The organism is Telluria sp. ZT3P39 (assembly GCF_059685935.1).
In genome coordinates this window covers 1-17,439 of the sequence record NZ_JCASIH010000029.1, presented here as the reverse complement: position 1 = coordinate 17,439, position 17,439 = coordinate 1, and the positions used below count along the sequence as shown (strand labels likewise).

General features: G+C 65.4%; 16 protein-coding genes. 14 read left to right on the top strand and 2 right to left on the bottom strand.

What is annotated here, in order from left to right; all coding sequences use genetic code 11:
• Positions 1-2 precede the first annotated feature (2 nt).
• From AC56LR_RS19370 to flhA, 8 genes are all read left to right on the top strand, one after another.
• Positions 3-3,101, top strand: a complete 3,099-nt coding sequence (locus AC56LR_RS19370; RefSeq protein WP_497132766.1) for an efflux RND transporter permease subunit — start codon at positions 3-5, stop codon at positions 3,099-3,101.
• A 58-nt stretch (positions 3,102-3,159) separates the two neighbouring features.
• On the top strand, positions 3,160-3,534 hold the full coding sequence (locus tag AC56LR_RS19365) for a hypothetical protein (protein WP_497132764.1): 375 nt from the start codon (positions 3,160-3,162) through the stop codon (positions 3,532-3,534).
• 69 nt (positions 3,535-3,603) lie between these two features.
• Positions 3,604-3,954 carry a DUF3147 family protein gene (locus AC56LR_RS19360; RefSeq protein ID WP_497132762.1) on the top strand — a complete coding sequence of 117 codons (351 nt, stop codon included), beginning with the start codon at positions 3,604-3,606 and terminating at the stop codon, positions 3,952-3,954.
• Positions 3,955-4,243: 289 nt separating this feature from the next.
• Entirely contained in the window at positions 4,244-5,512 is a 1,269-nt protein-coding gene (locus tag AC56LR_RS19355; RefSeq protein WP_497132760.1) for a TIR domain-containing protein, read from the top strand.
• Complete coding sequence (locus AC56LR_RS19350; protein ID WP_497132759.1) at positions 5,509-7,395, top strand: hypothetical protein; 1,887 nt, start codon at positions 5,509-5,511, stop codon at positions 7,393-7,395. Before AC56LR_RS19355 ends, AC56LR_RS19350 begins: the two co-directional genes overlap by 4 nt.
• Positions 7,392-7,868 carry a PGDYG domain-containing protein gene (locus AC56LR_RS19345; protein ID WP_497132757.1) on the top strand — a complete coding sequence of 159 codons (477 nt, stop codon included), beginning with the start codon at positions 7,392-7,394 and terminating at the stop codon, positions 7,866-7,868. The genes AC56LR_RS19350 and AC56LR_RS19345 overlap by 4 nt, the downstream gene beginning before the upstream one ends.
• Positions 7,869-8,035: 167 nt before the next feature.
• On the top strand, positions 8,036-9,214 hold the full coding sequence (gene flhB / locus AC56LR_RS19340; protein WP_497132755.1) for a flagellar biosynthesis protein FlhB: 1,179 nt from the start codon (positions 8,036-8,038) through the stop codon (positions 9,212-9,214).
• Entirely contained in the window at positions 9,214-11,331 is a 2,118-nt protein-coding gene (flhA, locus tag AC56LR_RS19335) for a flagellar biosynthesis protein FlhA (protein WP_497132753.1), read from the top strand. Before flhB ends, flhA begins: the two co-directional genes overlap by 1 nt.
• A 24-nt stretch (positions 11,332-11,355) precedes the next feature.
• Here the strand turns inward: flhA and AC56LR_RS19330 are convergent, their stop codons facing one another.
• Both AC56LR_RS19330 and AC56LR_RS19325 read right to left on the bottom strand, forming a co-directional pair.
• Positions 11,356-11,619 (bottom strand): hypothetical protein, encoded by a 264-nt coding sequence (locus AC56LR_RS19330; RefSeq protein ID WP_497132751.1) that lies wholly within the window; start codon positions 11,617-11,619, stop codon positions 11,356-11,358.
• Positions 11,616-12,089, bottom strand: a complete 474-nt coding sequence (locus AC56LR_RS19325) for a DUF2778 domain-containing protein (protein WP_497132749.1) — start codon at positions 12,087-12,089, stop codon at positions 11,616-11,618. The genes AC56LR_RS19330 and AC56LR_RS19325 overlap by 4 nt, the downstream gene beginning before the upstream one ends.
• Before the next feature lie 247 nt (positions 12,090-12,336).
• On the opposite strand from AC56LR_RS19325, the gene flhF reads away from it, so the two are divergent.
• Genes flhF through AC56LR_RS19295 form a run of 6 tightly spaced genes read left to right on the top strand, consistent with a single transcriptional unit; the run spans position 12,337 to position 17,319 of the window.
• On the top strand, positions 12,337-13,725 hold the full coding sequence (gene flhF / locus AC56LR_RS19320; RefSeq protein WP_497132747.1) for a flagellar biosynthesis GTPase FlhF: 1,389 nt from the start codon (positions 12,337-12,339) through the stop codon (positions 13,723-13,725).
• A complete protein-coding gene (locus AC56LR_RS19315; RefSeq protein ID WP_497132745.1) occupies positions 13,718-14,527 on the top strand; it encodes a MinD/ParA family ATP-binding protein in 810 nt (269 codons plus the stop codon). The genes flhF and AC56LR_RS19315 overlap by 8 nt, the downstream gene beginning before the upstream one ends.
• Positions 14,528-14,559: 32 nt before the next feature.
• The gene (locus AC56LR_RS19310) at positions 14,560-15,297 is read left to right on the top strand and encodes an RNA polymerase sigma factor FliA (RefSeq protein ID WP_497132743.1); all 738 of its coding nucleotides are present in this window, start codon (positions 14,560-14,562) and stop codon (positions 15,295-15,297) included.
• Complete coding sequence (locus AC56LR_RS19305) at positions 15,279-16,022, top strand: flagellar motor protein (protein ID WP_497132742.1); 744 nt, start codon at positions 15,279-15,281, stop codon at positions 16,020-16,022. Before AC56LR_RS19310 ends, AC56LR_RS19305 begins: the two co-directional genes overlap by 19 nt.
• Before the next feature lie 5 nt (positions 16,023-16,027).
• Positions 16,028-16,786 (top strand): flagellar motor protein MotD, encoded by a 759-nt coding sequence (motD, locus tag AC56LR_RS19300; protein ID WP_497132740.1) that lies wholly within the window; start codon positions 16,028-16,030, stop codon positions 16,784-16,786.
• 47 nt (positions 16,787-16,833) lie between these two features.
• Positions 16,834-17,319, top strand: a complete 486-nt coding sequence (locus AC56LR_RS19295) for a hypothetical protein (RefSeq protein WP_497132738.1) — start codon at positions 16,834-16,836, stop codon at positions 17,317-17,319.
• Positions 17,320-17,439 lie beyond the last annotated feature (120 nt).

The following is a 17,439-nucleotide window of genomic DNA, read 5'->3' as shown; positions in this document are numbered from 1 at the left end:
CCATGTTCGATTCGATAGTGCGTTTCAGCCTGCGCAACCGCCTGTTCGTGCTGGCGGCGGCCCTGATGCTGATGGTCTACGGCGCCGTGACGGCCTGGCATACCCCGGTCGATGTCTTCCCCGACCTGAACAAGCCGGTCGTCACGGTGCTGGCCGAAGCCGGCGGCATGGCCCCGGAAGAGGTCGAGCAGCTGGTGTCCTTCCCGATCGAAACCGCGCTCAACGGCATGCCGGGCGTGACGCGGGTGCGCTCGGTGTCGGGCGTCGGCCTGTCCATCGTGTATGCAGAGTTCGACTGGGGAACCGATATCTACCGCAACCGGCAACTCGTGTCCGAGCGTATCACGCTCGTCAAGGAGCAACTGCCCGGAAATATCTCGCCCGTGATGGGGCCGGTGTCCTCGATCATGGGCGAGATCATGCTGATTGCCCTGCCGATCGACGTCGCCCGGACCGATCCGATGAAGGCGCGCGAATATGCCGATTTCGTCCTGCGCCCGCGTTTGCTCTCGATTCCGGGCGTGTCCCAGGTGATCCCGATCGGTGGCGAGGTGCGCCAGCTGCGCGTCGAGCCCGATACCGCGCGCATGGCCCAGTTCGGCGTGTCGCTGGAACAGGTGACATCGGCACTGCGCGGCTTTGCCGCCAACACCAGCGGCGGCTTCGTCGATCTCAACAACCGCGAATACCTGATCCGCAACCTCGGGCGCACCAACCGCCTGGACGACGTCAAGGGCCTGGCCGTGGCCTACCGCAACGGCGCGCCGGTGCTGCTCGACCAGGTCGCCGGCGTGCGCTACGCCGCAGCCTTCAAGCGCGGTGACGCCGGCCTGAACGGCAAGCCCGCGGTGATCGTGAGCGTGCAGAAGCAGCCGACCGGCGACACCGTGCGCCTGACGCGCGATATCGAGACCGCGCTGGCGGAACTCAAGCAGGGCCTGCCGGCCGGCATCGCAGCCCCGGTCGTGCTGTTCCGGCAAGCCAACTTCATCGATACGTCGATCGGCAACGTCGTCGAGGCCCTGCGCGACGGCGCGATCCTGGTCGCCATCGTCCTGTTCGCGTTCCTGCTCAGCGTACGCACCACGCTGATCTCGCTGATCGCGATTCCCTTGTCGCTGGCGGTGACGGCGCTGGCCTTCCACCTGCTGGGCCAGTCGATCAATGTGATGACGCTGGGCGGCCTGGCCATTGCCGTGGGCGAGCTGGTCGACGATGCGGTGGTCGACGTCGAGAACATCCTGCGCCGGCTCAGGCAGAGGAAAGCAGATGGCCGCCCGGTGCTGGACACCATCTGGCATGCATCGGTCGAGGTTCGTTCGGGCATCGTCTACGCCACCGTCATCGTCGTGCTGGTGTTCGTGCCCCTGTTCGCCCTGCCCGGTATCGAAGGCCGCCTGTTCGCGCCGCTGGGCATCGCCTACATCGCCTCGATCCTGGCCTCGATGCTGGTGTCGATGACGGTCACCCCGGTGCTGGCCTACTATCTGCTGCCGACCATGAAGCGCCTGCACCGCGCGGACAGCCCGATCGTGCGCCGCATGAAGCATTGGGACACGGCCGCGCTGAACTGGTCGTTCGCGCGCATCCGCCTGCTGCTCTCGATCGCGCTGATCGTCGTGGCCGCCGCCGCGGCATCCGTGCCGTTCTTCCCGCGCGCTTTCCTGCCTGCGTTCAACGAAGGCTCGCTCGTGATGGGCATGACCTTCACGCCCGGCACCTCGCTGGCGGAGGCCAACCGCATGGGCGCCCTGGCCGAAACCCTGATCGCCCAGGTGCCGGAACTCACGCGGGTCGGACGCCGCACCGGCCGTGCCGAACTGGACGAACATGCCGAAGGCGTGCATTCGTCCGAGCTCGACGTCGACCTGAAGCCCTCGAGCCGCTCGCGCGAAGCCATCATGGCGAGCATCCGCAACCAACTGGCCGTGATCCCGGCCGCGGTCGCGATCGGGCAGCCGATCTCGCACCGGCTCGACCACCTGCTGTCCGGGGTGCGCGCGCAGATCGCGCTGAAGATCTACGGCGACGACATCGACACGCTGCGCGGCCTGGCCGATGGGCTGCAGGGCCGCCTGCGCGCGGTGCCTGGCCTGGTCGACCTGTCGGTGGAGCGCCAGGTACTGATCCCGCAGATCAAGCTGCGCATCGACTACCGCAAGGCCGCGCAACATGGCCTGGCCGCGGGCGACGTGCTGCAGGCGCTGCAGGCCCTGGCCGAAGGCACGCGCGTGACCCAGGTCATCGACGGTCCGCGCCGCTTCGACCTGGTGGTGCGCCTGGCTGACGTCGACCGCTCGCCGCAGGACCTGGCGCGGGTCATGCTGGCCAGCCCGGTCGGAAGCATTCCGCTGTCGAGCGTTGCGACCATCGAAGAGGGCGACGGCCCGAACCAGATCGGCCGCGAGAACGGGCGGCGCCGGATCGTCGTGTATGCCAATACCGATGGCTCGAACATGTCGCGCATTATCGAGGGCGTGCGTCGGCAGGTCGCCGCCAGCCCGCTGCCGGGCGGCTATTTTGTGAGCGTGGAAGGGCAGTTCCAGGCGCAGGAGCAGTCGCAACGGCTCATCGCCGGCATGTCGCTGGCCTCGCTCGTGCTGATTTTCCTGGTGCTGTATTCGCGCTACCGCTCGTCGACGCTGGCGCTGGTCATCATGGGCAATATTCCGTTCGCTCTGGTGGGCAGCGTGATCGCCATGTGGATCGCCGGGGTGTCGCTGTCGGTCGCCTCGATGGTCGGTTTCATCACCCTGGCGGGCATCGCCACCCGCAACGGCATCCTCAAGGTGAGCCACTACATCAACCTGTGCAAGTTCGAGGGCGAGACCTTCGGCTGGCCGATGATCGTGCGCGGCTCGATCGAGCGTCTCACGCCGGTCCTGATGACGGCTCTGGTGGCCGCCTTCGCGCTGACGCCGCTCCTGCTGGCAGCGGACGCGCCGGGCAAGGAAATCCTGCATCCGGTTGCGGTCGTGATTTTCGGGGGCTTGATCAGTTCCACCTTGCTCGATTCGCTGCTCACGCCGCTCATCTTCTGGAAAGTCGGCCGCAAGCCGCTCGAGCGCCTGCTGGCGGAGCAGGGCGGCGACAGTTATTGATTCACCGGGGCCAAGTGGCGGCGCCCCTTGTCAGTCGCCACAGTTTCAGGAGCATCCAATGAAGAAGATTTTTGCATTAGCAGCCCTGGCAGCCAGCGTCGCCTGGTCCGGTCAGGTCTTGGCCCACGGCGCCAAGCCCAGGCATGGCGGGATCGTGCAAAGCGCGGGCGACCTGGCCTTCGAACTGGTCGCCAGGGATGGCGGCGCCACGATCTATGTCGACGACCACGGCAAGGCAATGCCGACCGCCGGCGCAACCGGCACCCTGACCGTACTCAAGGGCGTGAAGAAGACCGAGCTGCCGCTGGCATCCGGTGGTGACAACACACTGGTGGTCAAGGGCGATGCCGGTCTGGTCAAGGGCAGCAAGGCTGTCGCGGCCGTGACCTTCGCCGACAAGAAGACGGTCAGCGTACGCTTTTCGGTCAAGTAAGAACACCCTGGCGACCGTTGCGGCGTTCGCCGGCACAGCTTGCAACAATTGAAAAAAAAAGGAGAGCGGATGAAGTGGCTCATCACGAAATACCTGATCACGGCGGCGGTCGTGGTGCTGGTCTCGGAGGCCGCCAAGCGCAGCGACCGCATCGGCGGCCTGGTCGCGGCCCTGCCGATGATCACCCTGCTGACCCTGGTATGGCTGCATATCGAAAACCAGCCCGAGGCCAGGCTGGCGAATCACGCGTGGTACACGTTCTGGTATGTGGTGCCGACGCTGCCGATGTTCCTGGCTTTCCCATGGCTGCTGCAGCGCCTGGGCTTCTGGTGGACGCTGGGCGCCTGCGCCTTGATCACCGTGGTGTGCTTCGGGATGTTTGCGCTCGTACTGAAACGGTTCGGCATCACGCTGCTGTGAGCGAGGCTGACGGCAGGTGGTGACAATTGGCGGGTAAAAGGAGTCGGGGTCAGGTTTCCGCCTGACAATTTCGCCAGCACTCCCTCTATTTTTCGAATCCGGTCCCACACCTTTGCGTTGGCACAAAGTGTCGTCATATTGCAGGCGCAGTGTGACGTGATCTTTGGCGGGTTCCCACGCGGTGCGCGCACCCGGGAGAACAGCCGACAAGAAAACGAAGGGGACAAAGATGCAAGCAGATGCGTGGGACATGCTCGTGCGGGGCCAGGCTTGATCGCCCGGTGCTGCCATGACGCTTCACGCCGCCGGCGAGGCCGGTTCCGGCTCCGGCAATGAAGGCGGTACGCCGCCTCCCGCATCCGGCAGGGTCTTCTTCAGTTATGCGCGCAGCGACGCAGAATTTGTCCTGAAAATCGCCCGCGCGCTGCGGGTGGATGGCGTCGAGCTGTGGGTCGACCAGCTCGACATCCCCAAAGGCGCGCGCTGGGACGAATCGGTCGAAGGCGCGCTCAAGGGCTGTTCCTGCCTGGTGGTGGTGTTGTCGCCGGCCTCGGTCAATTCCTTCAACGTGCTCGACGAGGTGTATTACACCCTGGGCGAGGGCAAACGGGTCGTTCCAATCCTGCTGCACCCGTGCGAGATTCCCTTCCGCCTGAAGCGGATCCAGTACATCGACTTCAGCACCGGATACCAGCAAGGCTACGAGGAGTTGCTGGCAACGCTCACCCAGCGCTCGGCGCGGCAGCGGCCGGCGCCGCCGGCGGCGCCGGAGCCGGTGATCGAGCCGGTCACCGCGCCGCCGGCGCCGCCCGCGCCGCCGCGCGGCAGGATGCTGCGCCACATGGCCCTGGGCGGCGCGCTGATGTTCGTCTCCCTGCTGATCGTGGGCCTGGTGAGCCAGACAGGCAAGGATGGGCCGGTGAGCGCGCCGGCACAGGCCGTGTCGCCCCCGGTCGAGGCCGCGCCATCCGGGCCGGCCCCGGCCGATTCCGCGACCGCGGGGACCGAAGCCGGCCCCGGCACGGCCACCGGCGACGACACCGGCACCGGCACCGGCACCGGCGCTGCCGATGGCGCGCCGCCCGCCACGCAATCCCTCCCTGAACAGGCGGCGCCAGAGCTTGCGGCCCCGTCGCCCGAGCCTGATCCTCCGCCTGCGCCGCCGCCCCCGCCCCCGCCCCCGCCCGTCGACGCCGCCAAGCTTCCGCTGTTTGTCGCCAGCTTCATCGGCGCCCACAACCGCCGCGACGTGGGACAGATCCTGGCGCTCTATGCCGACGAGGTGGACTACCTCGGCGCCGGACAAGGCACACAGGCCGTGGCCAGCGACAAGGAGTTCATGTACGGAAAATGGACGGACATGCGGTTCAGGCTGGACAGCAAGATCGACTACGAACTCTCCGAGGATGGCCAGGGCGCCACACTGGCCTTCACGGTGGATTTCAGCGCCAGTAATGCCGAAACACAAGACCGGGGGCGGGTGCGCGAAGTGATGGAGCTGCGCATGGTCGACGGCACCCTGAAGATCGTCTCCGAACGGCATACGGTGCCCCCATGAAGCGCGCCCGGGACGAGGCGATGGGCATGCCGGCGGACGATGTCCCGCGGGGCAGCGCAAGCGTGGATAAGAAGCCGTCACGGCCGTTCAAGCGCGAGGCACGCAACCTGTGGGTGATGAGCCCGCGCGACCCGGGGCTGCCGGACGATGCGGCGCACGCGGAGCGCATCGTCGGCGCCCTCGGCCAGGCCATCCGCGCGGTCCGGCAGCTGGCCCGGGAGCAGGGCGCGCAGCTGCGGCTCATCACCGGCGGCGCCGGCGGCATGGACGCCAGCGCGGCGGGGATGGCAAGGAAATACGGCTGCGAATGGCATGTCGTGGCCCCGTCCTGGACTGAAGGAACGATGCAGCCCGAGCGCGTCGCCACGATCACGGAAACGCCTGGCGCCTCGCCGGAAGCGGCGCTGGCGGCCGCCGACGAAGCCAAGCTGGGATATGCCGACGCGGCGGTGGTGCTGGGCGAGGGCGCCCCGCTGCGCAATTATTCCGCCGAGCGCGACGGGATCCTGGTCGAAGCCCTGTGCCGGCATATGCCGATCGTGTGGATCGACACCAGCGCGCAGGGCGCGGGCGCCACCTGGATCCTCAGGCCCCAGGCCCTCGATGAACTGGCCGTGACCACCCTTGGCAAGGATGCCGAGCAGGTGCGGCGTATCGCCGGCTTCTTTTCCGAGGTCGATGCCGACCAACTGGCCGGCGAGATGGCGGAACTGCTGGCCATCTACTGGAATGCCGACACCACCGTGGCGATCGACGCGATGCTGCGCGGCGACTATGGCGATCCGGGCCGGGACGCCACCTGGAAAGGCATGTTCTACACGATGTTCCTGCGGCTGTTCGGCAACTGGAAGGTCAGGTTCTTCAGCCCGGTGGAAGCGCAGCGCGGGCCTGCGGAACTCGTGCTGGCCAGCCAGTTTTCGGCCGATACCTGGGATTGGTATGACCGGATCGACCGTGCAGCGACCTATGCGGCCTACAGCCATCGTGACCAGGTCGTGGTCGTCAACCTGGCGGCAAGCCTTGCCGTCTTCTTCGCGGTGGCAGGGGAGGTGTGGCCCCCCTGGAAAATCTGGCCGGTGGCCGAGCTGTTCATGTTGGCACTCATTTTCCGGGCGGTCTACGGGAACCGCCACCGGCAACTGAACAACCACGACCGGTGGCTGCATTTTCGCCAGTCGGCCGAAGCCTTGCGCCTGAGCGCGCTGCTTCATCCGCTGCTCGCCAGCCTGCCGCTGCTGCATCGCGGTGTGTGGAAATACGACGCCGCCGAGACGCCGCGGCCGGTGCTCGACAAGCCCTTCCATTGGCTCGTGATCCAGCTGTTGCGCGATACCGGCATACCGGGCCGGGAGGGCCCACACAGTATCGAGGCGCAGTTCCACGACCTCGTGGACAGCCTCGACGCCTTGATTCGCGACCAGGAACGCTACCACGAGCGCAGCAGCCGCCGTCTCCGGCAGACCCACCACCATCTGCGCCACTGGATCGAGCGGCTGTTCTGGCTGGTGGTGGCCTGGGTCGTCTTCCACCTGGTGATCGAATCCTGCCACGAGCCCGCCGCGATCCTGCGCCCTGCCTGCGAGCTGCTGCAGGCGGACCGCTTCCATGGCCTGCGCTGGCCGCTCTTCCTGACCGCATTCCTGCCGGCGCTCGCAGCGGCCATGCACGGCATTGCCTCCAAGGCGGAGCTGCAGCGGCTGGCCAAGAACTCCGATCGCATGCAGCGGCAGCTGACGATGCTGCGGCGCTCGATCGAAGGCGTGCGCCGCCATCATGATCCGCTGGCCCTGCGCGCCCTTGCCATCCAGGCCGCCGCGACCATGTATGCCGAGCACGACGCATGGGCCGAGCTGATGTCCGACCAGCCGCTCGAGCTCGTATGAACGCCTTCGACATCGCCAGCCAGCCGGGGGCCTTCCTGGCCGTCAAGCGGCCGCTGCCCGTGACCGTCGAATTCGCCGCGCGGGACGGCAGGCTCGGCACCCGCGAGGGCGAGGTGAGCTACCAGGCCGGGGATGCCATCCTGTCCGGCATCGAAGGAGAGCGCTGGCCGGTTCCGCGCGCCCGCTTTCTTGCCTCCTACGAACCGGTCGCGCCGGTGCAGGCCGGCGACAACGGGGCGTATGTCAAACGCCGCAAGGCGGTATGGGCCTGGCGCAGCAGCGCGCCCGTCGAGATCGCCCTGTCCGGCGGGCGCGGCGTGCTGCGCGCCGGCGCCGGCGACGTCGTCATCGACTATGGCGGCTGCGACCTGGCCGTGGTGGCCGCCTCGATTTTCGAAAGCAGCTACCAGCGCGCCGGGGAGACGGTGGGGCCGCCGGGCTGCGCCGGCAAGGCAGGGGATCCGCCCGGGTGAGGAATTCCTTGCCGGTCCGTCAATGTCCTGGCTCCGGCGCGTTTACTGCTGAGTAGCTTCTACGCACAACATGGCAAATAGAGGGTGTTTCGCAGCCTGTTTCGCTTCTAGCCGTACGGCAACACCTGCGATAATCCTGTTCTTAGTGGTAATTAACAGGAGCAGGGATGTCGGAAGACAGCGATGCAGAGAAGACAGAACCAGCGTCACCCAGAAGGCTTGAAAAAGCCCGTGAGGATGGCGACGTTCCCCGCTCGCGCGAACTGGCTACCTTCACCGTCCTGATGACCGCCGGCGCCGGCCTCTACATGACCGGCGGCACCCTTGCGGGCAAGCTCGGCCAGACCCTGCACTCCGGCCTGTCCCTCAGCCGTGAGCAAATCTACAACCCCGACGTCCTGATCCAGCGCATCACGAATGACCTGATCGACGTCCTGATCGCCTGCCTGCCGCTGGCCGGCCTGATCATGCTGGTCGCGCTGGCCTCGCCGCTGCTGATCGGCGGCTGGCTGTTCTCGTCCAAGGCCTTCATGCCGAACTTCATGAAGCTGAACCCGATCAAGGGCATCAGCAACATGTTCTCCACCAATGCCCTGATCGAGCTGCTCAAGGCCATCGCCAAGACCCTGGTGGTCGGCGCCGTGGCCTGGGTCGTCATCAATGGCCAGAAAGAAGCCTTCCTCGGCCTGGCGGTCGAACCGCTGAACGCCGGCAGCGCCCACGTGGGCGAGCTGATGGGCAAGGCCTTCCTGTTCATTACCGGCGCGCTGGGCCTGATCGCGGCCATCGACGGGCCGTGGCAGCTGTGGCACTACAACGACAAGCTGAAGATGACGCGCCAGGAAGTGATCCAGGAATCCAAGGAATCGGACGGCAATCCGCAGATGAAGGGCAGGATTCGCCAGCTCCAGCGCGAAATGGCGCGCGGCCGGATGATGCAGAATGTGCCTGATGCCGATGTGATCGTCACCAACCCGACCCACTATGCGGTGGCGCTGAAGTATGCCGACGGCCAGAAGGGCGCGCCGCGCGTGGTGGCCAAGGGTATCGACGACGTGGCGGCCAGGATCCGTGAACTCGGCGCCGAGCACAAAGTGACCCTGCTGGAAGCCCCGGCCCTGGCCCGTGCGCTGTACAAGCACACCGACATCGACGAAGAGATCCCGGAAAAGCTGTTCTCGGCCGTGGCCGAAGTGCTGGCCTATGTCTACCAGCTGCGCGCCTACAAGCTAGGGGACGGCCAATACCCGGATCGCCCGACCAGACTGGCGGTGCCGGCAGAGATGGACCCGAACGATCCGGCCTACAAGGGTCCGGGCAGCCTGAATAACGGAGCAACGCACTAATGAACAGCATCAGATTGCCGGCATGGATGAACGGCTTGGGCGCCCGCGGCGGCAACGCACTGGCCGCGCCGCTGCTCATCATCGTCCTGCTGGCGATGATGATCCTGCCGCTGCCGGCCTTCATCCTCGATGTGTTCTTCTCCTTTAACATCGCGCTGTCCGTCATCGTCCTGCTGACCGCGCTGTACACGGTCAAGCCGCTCGACTTCATGGCCTTCCCGGCCATCCTGCTGGTCTCCACGATGTTGCGCCTGTCGCTGAATGTCGCTTCTACTCGCATTGTGCTGACCGAAGGCCATACCGGCGGCGCCGCGGCCGGCAAGGTCATCGAAGCCTTCGGCCACTTCCTGATCGGCGGTAACTACACGGTCGGTATCGTCGTGTTCATTATCCTGACCATCATTAACTTCTCGGTGGTTACCAAGGGTGCGGGCCGTATCGCCGAAGTCGGCGCGCGCTTCGCCCTGGATGCGATGCCGGGCAAGCAGATGGCGATCGACGCCGACCTGAACGCCGGCCTGATCGGCGAAGCCGACGCCCGCAAGCGCCGCAACGAAGTCGCGCAAGAGGCCGAGTTCTACGGCGCGATGGACGGCGCCTCGAAATACGTCAAGGGCGACGCCGTGGCCGGCATCATGATCACCCTGATCAACATCATCGGCGGCCTGATCATCGGTATCGTGCAGCACGACATGGCATTCGGCAAGGCGGCCGAGGTCTACACGCTGCTGGCCATCGGTGACGGCCTGGTGGCCCAGCTGCCTTCGCTGATCATCTCGATCGCGGCCGGTATGGTGGTCTCGCGCGTGGCCAGCGACGAAGACATCAGCACCCAATTGACCAGCCAGCTGTTCGCCCGTCCGGAAGCGCTCTACATCACCGGCGGCATCATTTTGGCGCTGGGCCTGATCCCGGGCATGCCGAACCTGGTGTTCCTGCTGCTGGGCGGCGCCCTGGTCGGCGGCGGCTACATGATCGCCAAGCGCCGCAGGGACGCGCCGGCCCAGGAAGCGGCCGCGGCGCTTGAGGCTGCGGCGGCCGGTACAGCCGGCGCGGCGGCACCGGCCGAATCGGAAGAAGCGACCTGGCAGGACGTCATGGCGGTCGACACCCTGGGCCTGGAAGTGGGCTACCGCCTGATTCCGCTGGTGGACAAGACCCAGGGCGGCGAGCTGCTCAAGCGCATCAAGGGCATCCGCAAGAAATTCGCCCAGGAAGTGGGCTTCCTGGCCCCGCCCGTGCACATCCGCGACAACCTGGAACTCAAGCCTTCAGCCTACCGCATCACGCTCAAGGGCGTGGAAGTGGGCACCGGCGAAGCCATGAACGGCCAGTTCCTGGCGATCAACCCGGGCATGGCCAGCGGCACGCTGCCGGGCATCGTGACGGTCGATCCGGCTTTTGGTTTGCCGGCCACCTGGATCGACGCCAGCCTGCGCGACGAGGCGCAGAGCATGGGTTATACCGTGGTCGACGCCGGCACCGTGGTGGCGACCCACCTGAACCATTTGATTACGACCCACGCCTCGGAACTGCTGGGCCGCATGGAAGTGCAGGCGCTGCTGGATCACCTGGGCAAGGAAACCCCGAAGCTGGTGGAAGACCTGGTGCCGAAGATCGTGTCGCTGTCCACTTTGCAGAAAGTGCTGCAGAACCTGCTGCAAGAGGGGGTGCACATCCGCGACATGCGCACCATCATCGAGGCGTTGTCAGAGTACGCCACCCAGACGCAGGATCCGAACGAGCTGACCGCCATGGTGCGCGTGGCGCTGGGCCGCGCGATCGTGCAGCAGCTGTTCCCGGGCATGAACGAGCTGTCGGTGATGACCCTCGACAACCGCCTCGAGCGCTTGCTGATGCAGGCCATGGGCACGGGCGGGGACGGCGCCGGTATCGAGCCAGGCCTGGCCGACACCATCGCCCAGCAGGCGGCCAATGCCGCCCAGCAGCAGGAAGAGCTGGGCCTGAGCCCCGTGCTGCTGGTGCCGGCGCCGCTGCGCGTCCTGCTGTCGCGTTTCCTGCGCCGCGCGGTGCCGCAGCTGAAGGTGCTGTCGCATAACGAGATTCCGGAGACCAAGACGATTCGGGTGACGAGCCTGGTCGGCGTGCCGATGTGAGCAGGACTCGCCGCGCGTCATTGGTCAATGCCGGTATCGCCGGAAGATGAGTACGGCCGAATAGGTGACGACAAGGACAACGACGAACGCACTACCGAGCGCAAGCAGGGTTTCGAGATCCCGCAGTTCCTCTCCATTTGTTGAGCCGTAGAGTTCGACGAGCCAGACAGACAGCACTGGTGGAACCTGTGGGCCAAGGTCGGGACGGGCGAGCCACATCCATCCCAGGGCAGCGGTGCCGACAAGCACCCAAGCGGCAAGCATGACATGCGTGATAAACGTTTTCACTTTACTGTTACTTGGCCGTAAGCCTTTAAGGTACTGCCTGGGATGGCGATCTGACTGCTCGCCTTCAGGCGAGCTCGCAGAATGCGGAAATCCGTATGGCTGTCGATGGTAATGCAACCTTGGCTGATTCCCAGGCTTCCCTTCGGGTGGAGCCGAAAACGGCCTCGCTTTACTTTGTTACAGAAAGTTTCATCGTCAATTCTTCCGTCAGTCGCATAGAGGGCGAACCAGTCCCCTCGGTTACTGAAGAGGTCGCGCAGCGGGCCCAGCACGCCGCCTGACTGGCGATCGAGTACATAGTAAATACCGGGAGGAATGGGGCCAATTCCTGCATGACAAGCAAATTCTCGGCGGTTTGCATGGGCCCCCAAGCCTGAAAACGCTGGGAATTGCATAGTGTTCATTTTAAGCACACTCATCGGTTTGTCGTTCAGTTCAAATGAGCATTTAAGCATCTGCGTTTCTCCCAAAAAGGCTTCTTGTCACAAGTTTTCGAGCATAGGCAAGTATCAAGAACTGCTTGCTGAGATGTCACAACTTTGCATTGGCTGCTTACTCCGATCGGACACGGAGCCTGATCCTCGGGGAAATAGACCCTTTTCCCCTTCCTTCTCCCCAGATGGTTTCCGCACGGCATCGTCAATAATGTTGACTATGGACGGGCGATTGCGCCCGCAGAAAACGTAGAACAGACCAGTTGAAGTGCGGAGAACAACGATGAACGTGAAGAAATTTACAGCGGCTACCTCCCGTGACGCCTTGCGCAAGGTGCGCGAGGCGCTCGGTCCTGACGCGGTCATCCTGTCCAACCGTCCGGTCGACGGCGTGGTCGAGATCCTGGCGCTGGACAACGACGACGTCGCATCGCTGTCCTCGCCGAGCATCGAAGAAGCGCAGCCGCAGTTTGGCGCCTTCGACAACGGCTTCGACCCGGAACCGGTCTTTGCCCGCGCCCCGGCCGCTTTTGCCCCCGCCTTCACCGCTCCCGAACCACGGCGCGCAGCGCCAGCGCCTGTCGCCGAGGAAGTGCCGCCGACCTACGAAAACCGCCGCGCCCCGGCCCCGGCAGCCACCATCGACATGGCCGCCATGAGCTCGATGATGAGCGCCGCCATCGCCCAGGCCAAGGAATCGGCCACGCTCGAAATGAGCGGCATGATGAATGAAATCCGCGCCATGCGCGGCATGATGGAAACCCAGCTGGCCGAGCTGTCGTGGAATGCCGGCTCGCAGCGCGAGCCGCAAAAGAACGCCGTCCTGCGCGAGATGCTGGCCGCCGGTTTCTCGGCGACGCTGGCGCGCTACCTGATCGACAAGATGCCGGCTACCCGCGACGCGGCCGAAGCGCTGCGCTGGATCAAGACCGTGCTGGCCCGTAACCTGACCACCATCGCCAACGAAGACGACCTGCTCTCGCGCGGCGGCGTGTTCGCCCTGGTCGGCCCGACCGGCGTCGGCAAGACCACCACCACCGCCAAGCTGGCCGCGCGTTGCGTGATGCGCCACGGCGCCGACAAGCTGGCCCTGATCACCACCGATGCCTACCGTATCGGCGGCCACGAGCAGCTGCGCATCTACGGCAAGATCCTGGGCGTGATGGTGCACTCGGTGAAGGACGAAGCCGACCTGCGCATCGCCCTGAAAGAACTCAAGAACAAGCACACCGTGCTGATCGACACCATCGGCATGTCGCAGCGCGACCAGATGGTGACGGAACAAGTGGCCATGCTGAGCGAATCCGGCGCCGACGTGAAGCGCCTGCTGTGCCTGAACGCGACCTCGACCAACGAGACGCTGAACGAAGTGGTGCGCGCCTACCAGGGCACGGGTCTTGCCGGCTGCATCATGACCAAGCTGGACGAAGCCGCCTCGATCGGCAACGTGCTCGACGTCGTGATCCGCCAGAAGCTGAACCTGCACTACATCTCGAACGGCCAGCGCGTGCCGGAAGACCTGCACCTGGCCGACCGCGCGATGCTGGTCGACCGCGCCTTCCGCAGCAAGAGCGGCGCCAACGGCATCAGCGACGCCGACCTGCCGCTGATGATGGCCGGCACGGCCAACCTGCACAACGACCGCAGCCTGCGCGAGGTGTCCCTTGGCTAGTTTCGATTTCGACCAGGCCGAAGGCCTGCGCCGGATGCTGCAGGGCCCGCGCCCGCGCATCGTCACCTTCCTGTCCGCCACCCCTGAAGACGACAAGGGCGCCATGCTCGTCAACCTGGGCGCCTCGCTGGCCCGGACCGGCAACGACGTCCTGATCGTCGACGCCTGCGAGCGCGAGTACGGCGTCGCCCGCCGACTGGGCATCAGCCGCGCCGCTCTGCTGACCAACGTGGCGCGCCAGGAGTGCGGCCTGAACCAGGTGCTGCACGCCGTGCCGCAGGGCTTTTCGGTGGCGTCGCTGGGCACCCCGCAACGCGCGGACGATACCCGCCGCCTGGCCAAGACCTTCGACGTGCTGGTCAAGCAGGCCGGCATCGTGATGGTGGACGCCGAACTGGGCCCGGACGGCGAATTGCCGCTGCCGCTGATGGCCAGTTCCGAGATCGTGGTGCAGGTCGGTACCTCGGCCACCTCGATCACGAATGCCTATGCCTTGATCAAGCATTTGTCGCACCAGCTGGGCCGCCGTCCTTTCGGCATCCTGGTTACCGGCGCGACAGAGGCCGAAGCCAAGGTTGTATACGATAATATGTCTACCGCGGCAACACGCTACCTGGCGGTGACCCTCAATTCGATGGGCTCGGTACCGGCCGACGAATACCTGCACCGCGCCGCGCGCCTGGGGCGCGCCGTGGTCGATGCCTTCCCGCTGGCGGGTGCGTCGGTTGCTTTCCGCCAGCTGGCAGGCAAGTTCGCGCTGCACGCGATGGGCCGGGGAGGCAACGCACATTTCGGGTCCTGACCTGCTAGAGAAGAAGAGAAGACAAGCAACGCATGTACACGGTCAAAGGGAAAACGGACAAGAACCATTTGCTGACGGAGCACATGCCGTTGGTGAAGCGTCTTGCCCACCACATGAAGGCCAAGCTGCCGCCTTCCGTGGAAGTCGATGACCTGGTGCAGGCGGGCATGATCGGCTTGCTCGATGCGATCAACCGCTACGAAGACAATCACGGCGCCCAGTTCGAGACCTATGCGGTGCTGCGCATTCGCGGCGCCATGCTCGACGAACTGCGCTCGAGCGACTGGATGCCGCGCAGCACGCGCCAGAACATGCGCAAGGTCGAGGCCGCGATGGAAGCGCTGCAGCAGCGCCTGGGACGCCCGGCCAGCGAATCCGAAATCGCCAAGTCCCTCAAGATCTCGTTGTCCGAATACCAGGACATGCTGGGCGACGGCGGCGGCCACCAGCTGCTGTACTACGAAGACTTCCACGACGACGAAGGCGATGGCGGCAGCGCCGGCTTCCTCGACCGCTATGCGGTCGACGATGCCGACCCGCTGCGCTCGCTGCTCGACACCGACTTCCGCCAGGCCGTCATCGACGCCATCGACAAGCTGCCGCCGCGCGAGAAGATGCTGATGGGCCTGTACTACGAGGAAGAACTCAACCTGAAGGAAATCGGCGCGGTCATGGGCGTGAGTGAATCGCGCGTGTCGCAGCTGCACACCCAGGCGGTGTCGCGGCTGCGTGCCTCGCTCAAGGAGCAATTATGGACTGGGCCAGCGTAGCCGGGCTGGTGCTCGCGCTGGCGGGCATCCTGGTGGGCCACACGCTCGACGGCGGCAAGTTCGCGTCGCTGGTGCAGCCGGCCGCCTTCGCCATCGTGGTGGTCGGCACTTTCGGCGCGGTGCTGCTGCAAAGCGAGACCCGCAGCTTTTTGCGCGGCATGCGCATGCTGCGCTGGGTGTTCTTCCCGCCGAAGTCGAGCCGCGACAAGCTCTCGCGCGAGATCGCGCTGTGGAGTTTGACGGCGCGGCGCGACGGCCTGCTCTCGCTCGAGCAGTACATGGGAACGAACGATAAATTTATCCAGAAGGGCCTGCGCCTGGTGGTGGACGGCATCAATCCGGACAAGATCCGCAGCCTGCTGGAGAGCGAAATCAGCGCCTACGAATTCGCCCAGCGCCAGGCCGCGCGCATCTGGGAATCGGCGGCCGGCTATTCGCCGACCATCGGCATTCTGGGTGCGGTGCTGGGCCTGATCCACGTGATGGAAAACCTGTCCGACCCATCGCGCCTGGGCTCCGGCATCGCGGTGGCCTTCGTCTCCACCGTGTACGGCGTCGGGCTGGCCAACCTGTTCTTCTTCCCGGTCGGGAATAAACTGAAAGCCATCGTCAGCGACAAGGTGGCGCAGTACGAAATTCTGGCCGAAGTCTTCCACGACCTCGCCAGCGGCGACCACACCCGCGTGGTCGACGAACGGGTGGCGTCGCTGCTGGCGCGCCACTAAGCGGCATGGCGCGCAAACGCTACGACGATTCCAACGGCTCGGCCGAACACCACGAGCGCTGGCTGATTTCCTACGCCGATTTCATCACGCTGCTGTTCGCGTTTTTCGTCGTGATGTACGCGATCTCCATCGTCAACGAAGGCAAGTACGCGGTGCTGTCCGAAGCGCTGGGCGACGCCTTCGGCGGGCGCAGCCTCGCGCCGCAAGCCGCTACCCGGGTCGAACCGGCGCTGCCGCTGTCGCACATCGTCAACCGCAAGCGGATCGAGGCCGCGCGGCGCGACCGCCAGCGCCTGGAGACCCTGTCGAAAGACCTGTCGGCGACCTTGCTGCCGCTGGTGAAATCGGGGCAGGTGCGCGTGACGCAAAATGCGCGCGGCATCAGCATCGAGATCAATGCCAGCGCGCTGTTCGACCAGGGCGAAGCGGTGCTGCAGCCGGACGCGCGCGACGTGCTGCGCGAAGTGGCCGGCCTGCTCAAGGACGACCCGCACATGGTCGAAGTCGAAGGCCATACCGACAACCTGCCGATCGCGACACCGCAGTATGCGTCGAACTGGGAACTGTCGGCGGTGCGCGCGGCCAGCGTGGTGCGGCTGTTCATCGAGGGCGGCGTGCAGGAGGCGCGCCTGTCGGCGATCGGTTACGGCTCGACCCGGCCGGTGGCGCGCAACGACAGCCCGGTCAACCAGGCGCGCAACCGGCGCGTTGCCGTGATGATCCTGGCAACGACGCCGGAACCGCTGCCGGCCGCCTTGAAATAAAATGTCATTTTTGCCGTCTGTTTGAAATATTCTTTCAAGGAGCACGAATGCATGTCAAACGAATCCTCCCGCTGCTCTTGTTCGCCCTGGGCGGCCTGGTGAGCGCCGTCGGCGCCGTGGAAAAAGACGCGATCGTGCGCCATCAGCTCGAGGTCGAGACCACCGGCGGCAAGGTGAAAGTGCGCCTGACGGTCGAGAACCATGGCGAGACCACCATCTACGTGCCGCGCGAAGTGGCCGCCGGAGACGAACTTACCGGCCGCCGCTTCGAGGTGCTCGACAAGTCCGGCAAGCCGCTCGACTACACCGGCATGATGGTCAAGCGCGGCGCACTGACGGCCCAGGACTACCACCCGGTGAAGCCGCACACGATGCACATGAATACCATCGACATCACGCCGGCCTACGCGTTCAGGAAGGGGAAGAATAGCTACGAGATCCGCTACGACGGGCCGTGGCTGGCCGACCTGAAGCAGCTCGATGCGGTGAGTCACAGCCCGGCGGCGCCGGTGCGCTTCAGCTTTACCCGCTGAAAATGTAGGGTGGGCGGCTTCGCCGCCCACCCTTCTATGATGACTGTCAAGTGAGATTAGTAGTTTTAGGCTCTCCTGTACTTTGGTGCATTGAAGCGCTTGGTGATCTGTTCGTGAGAC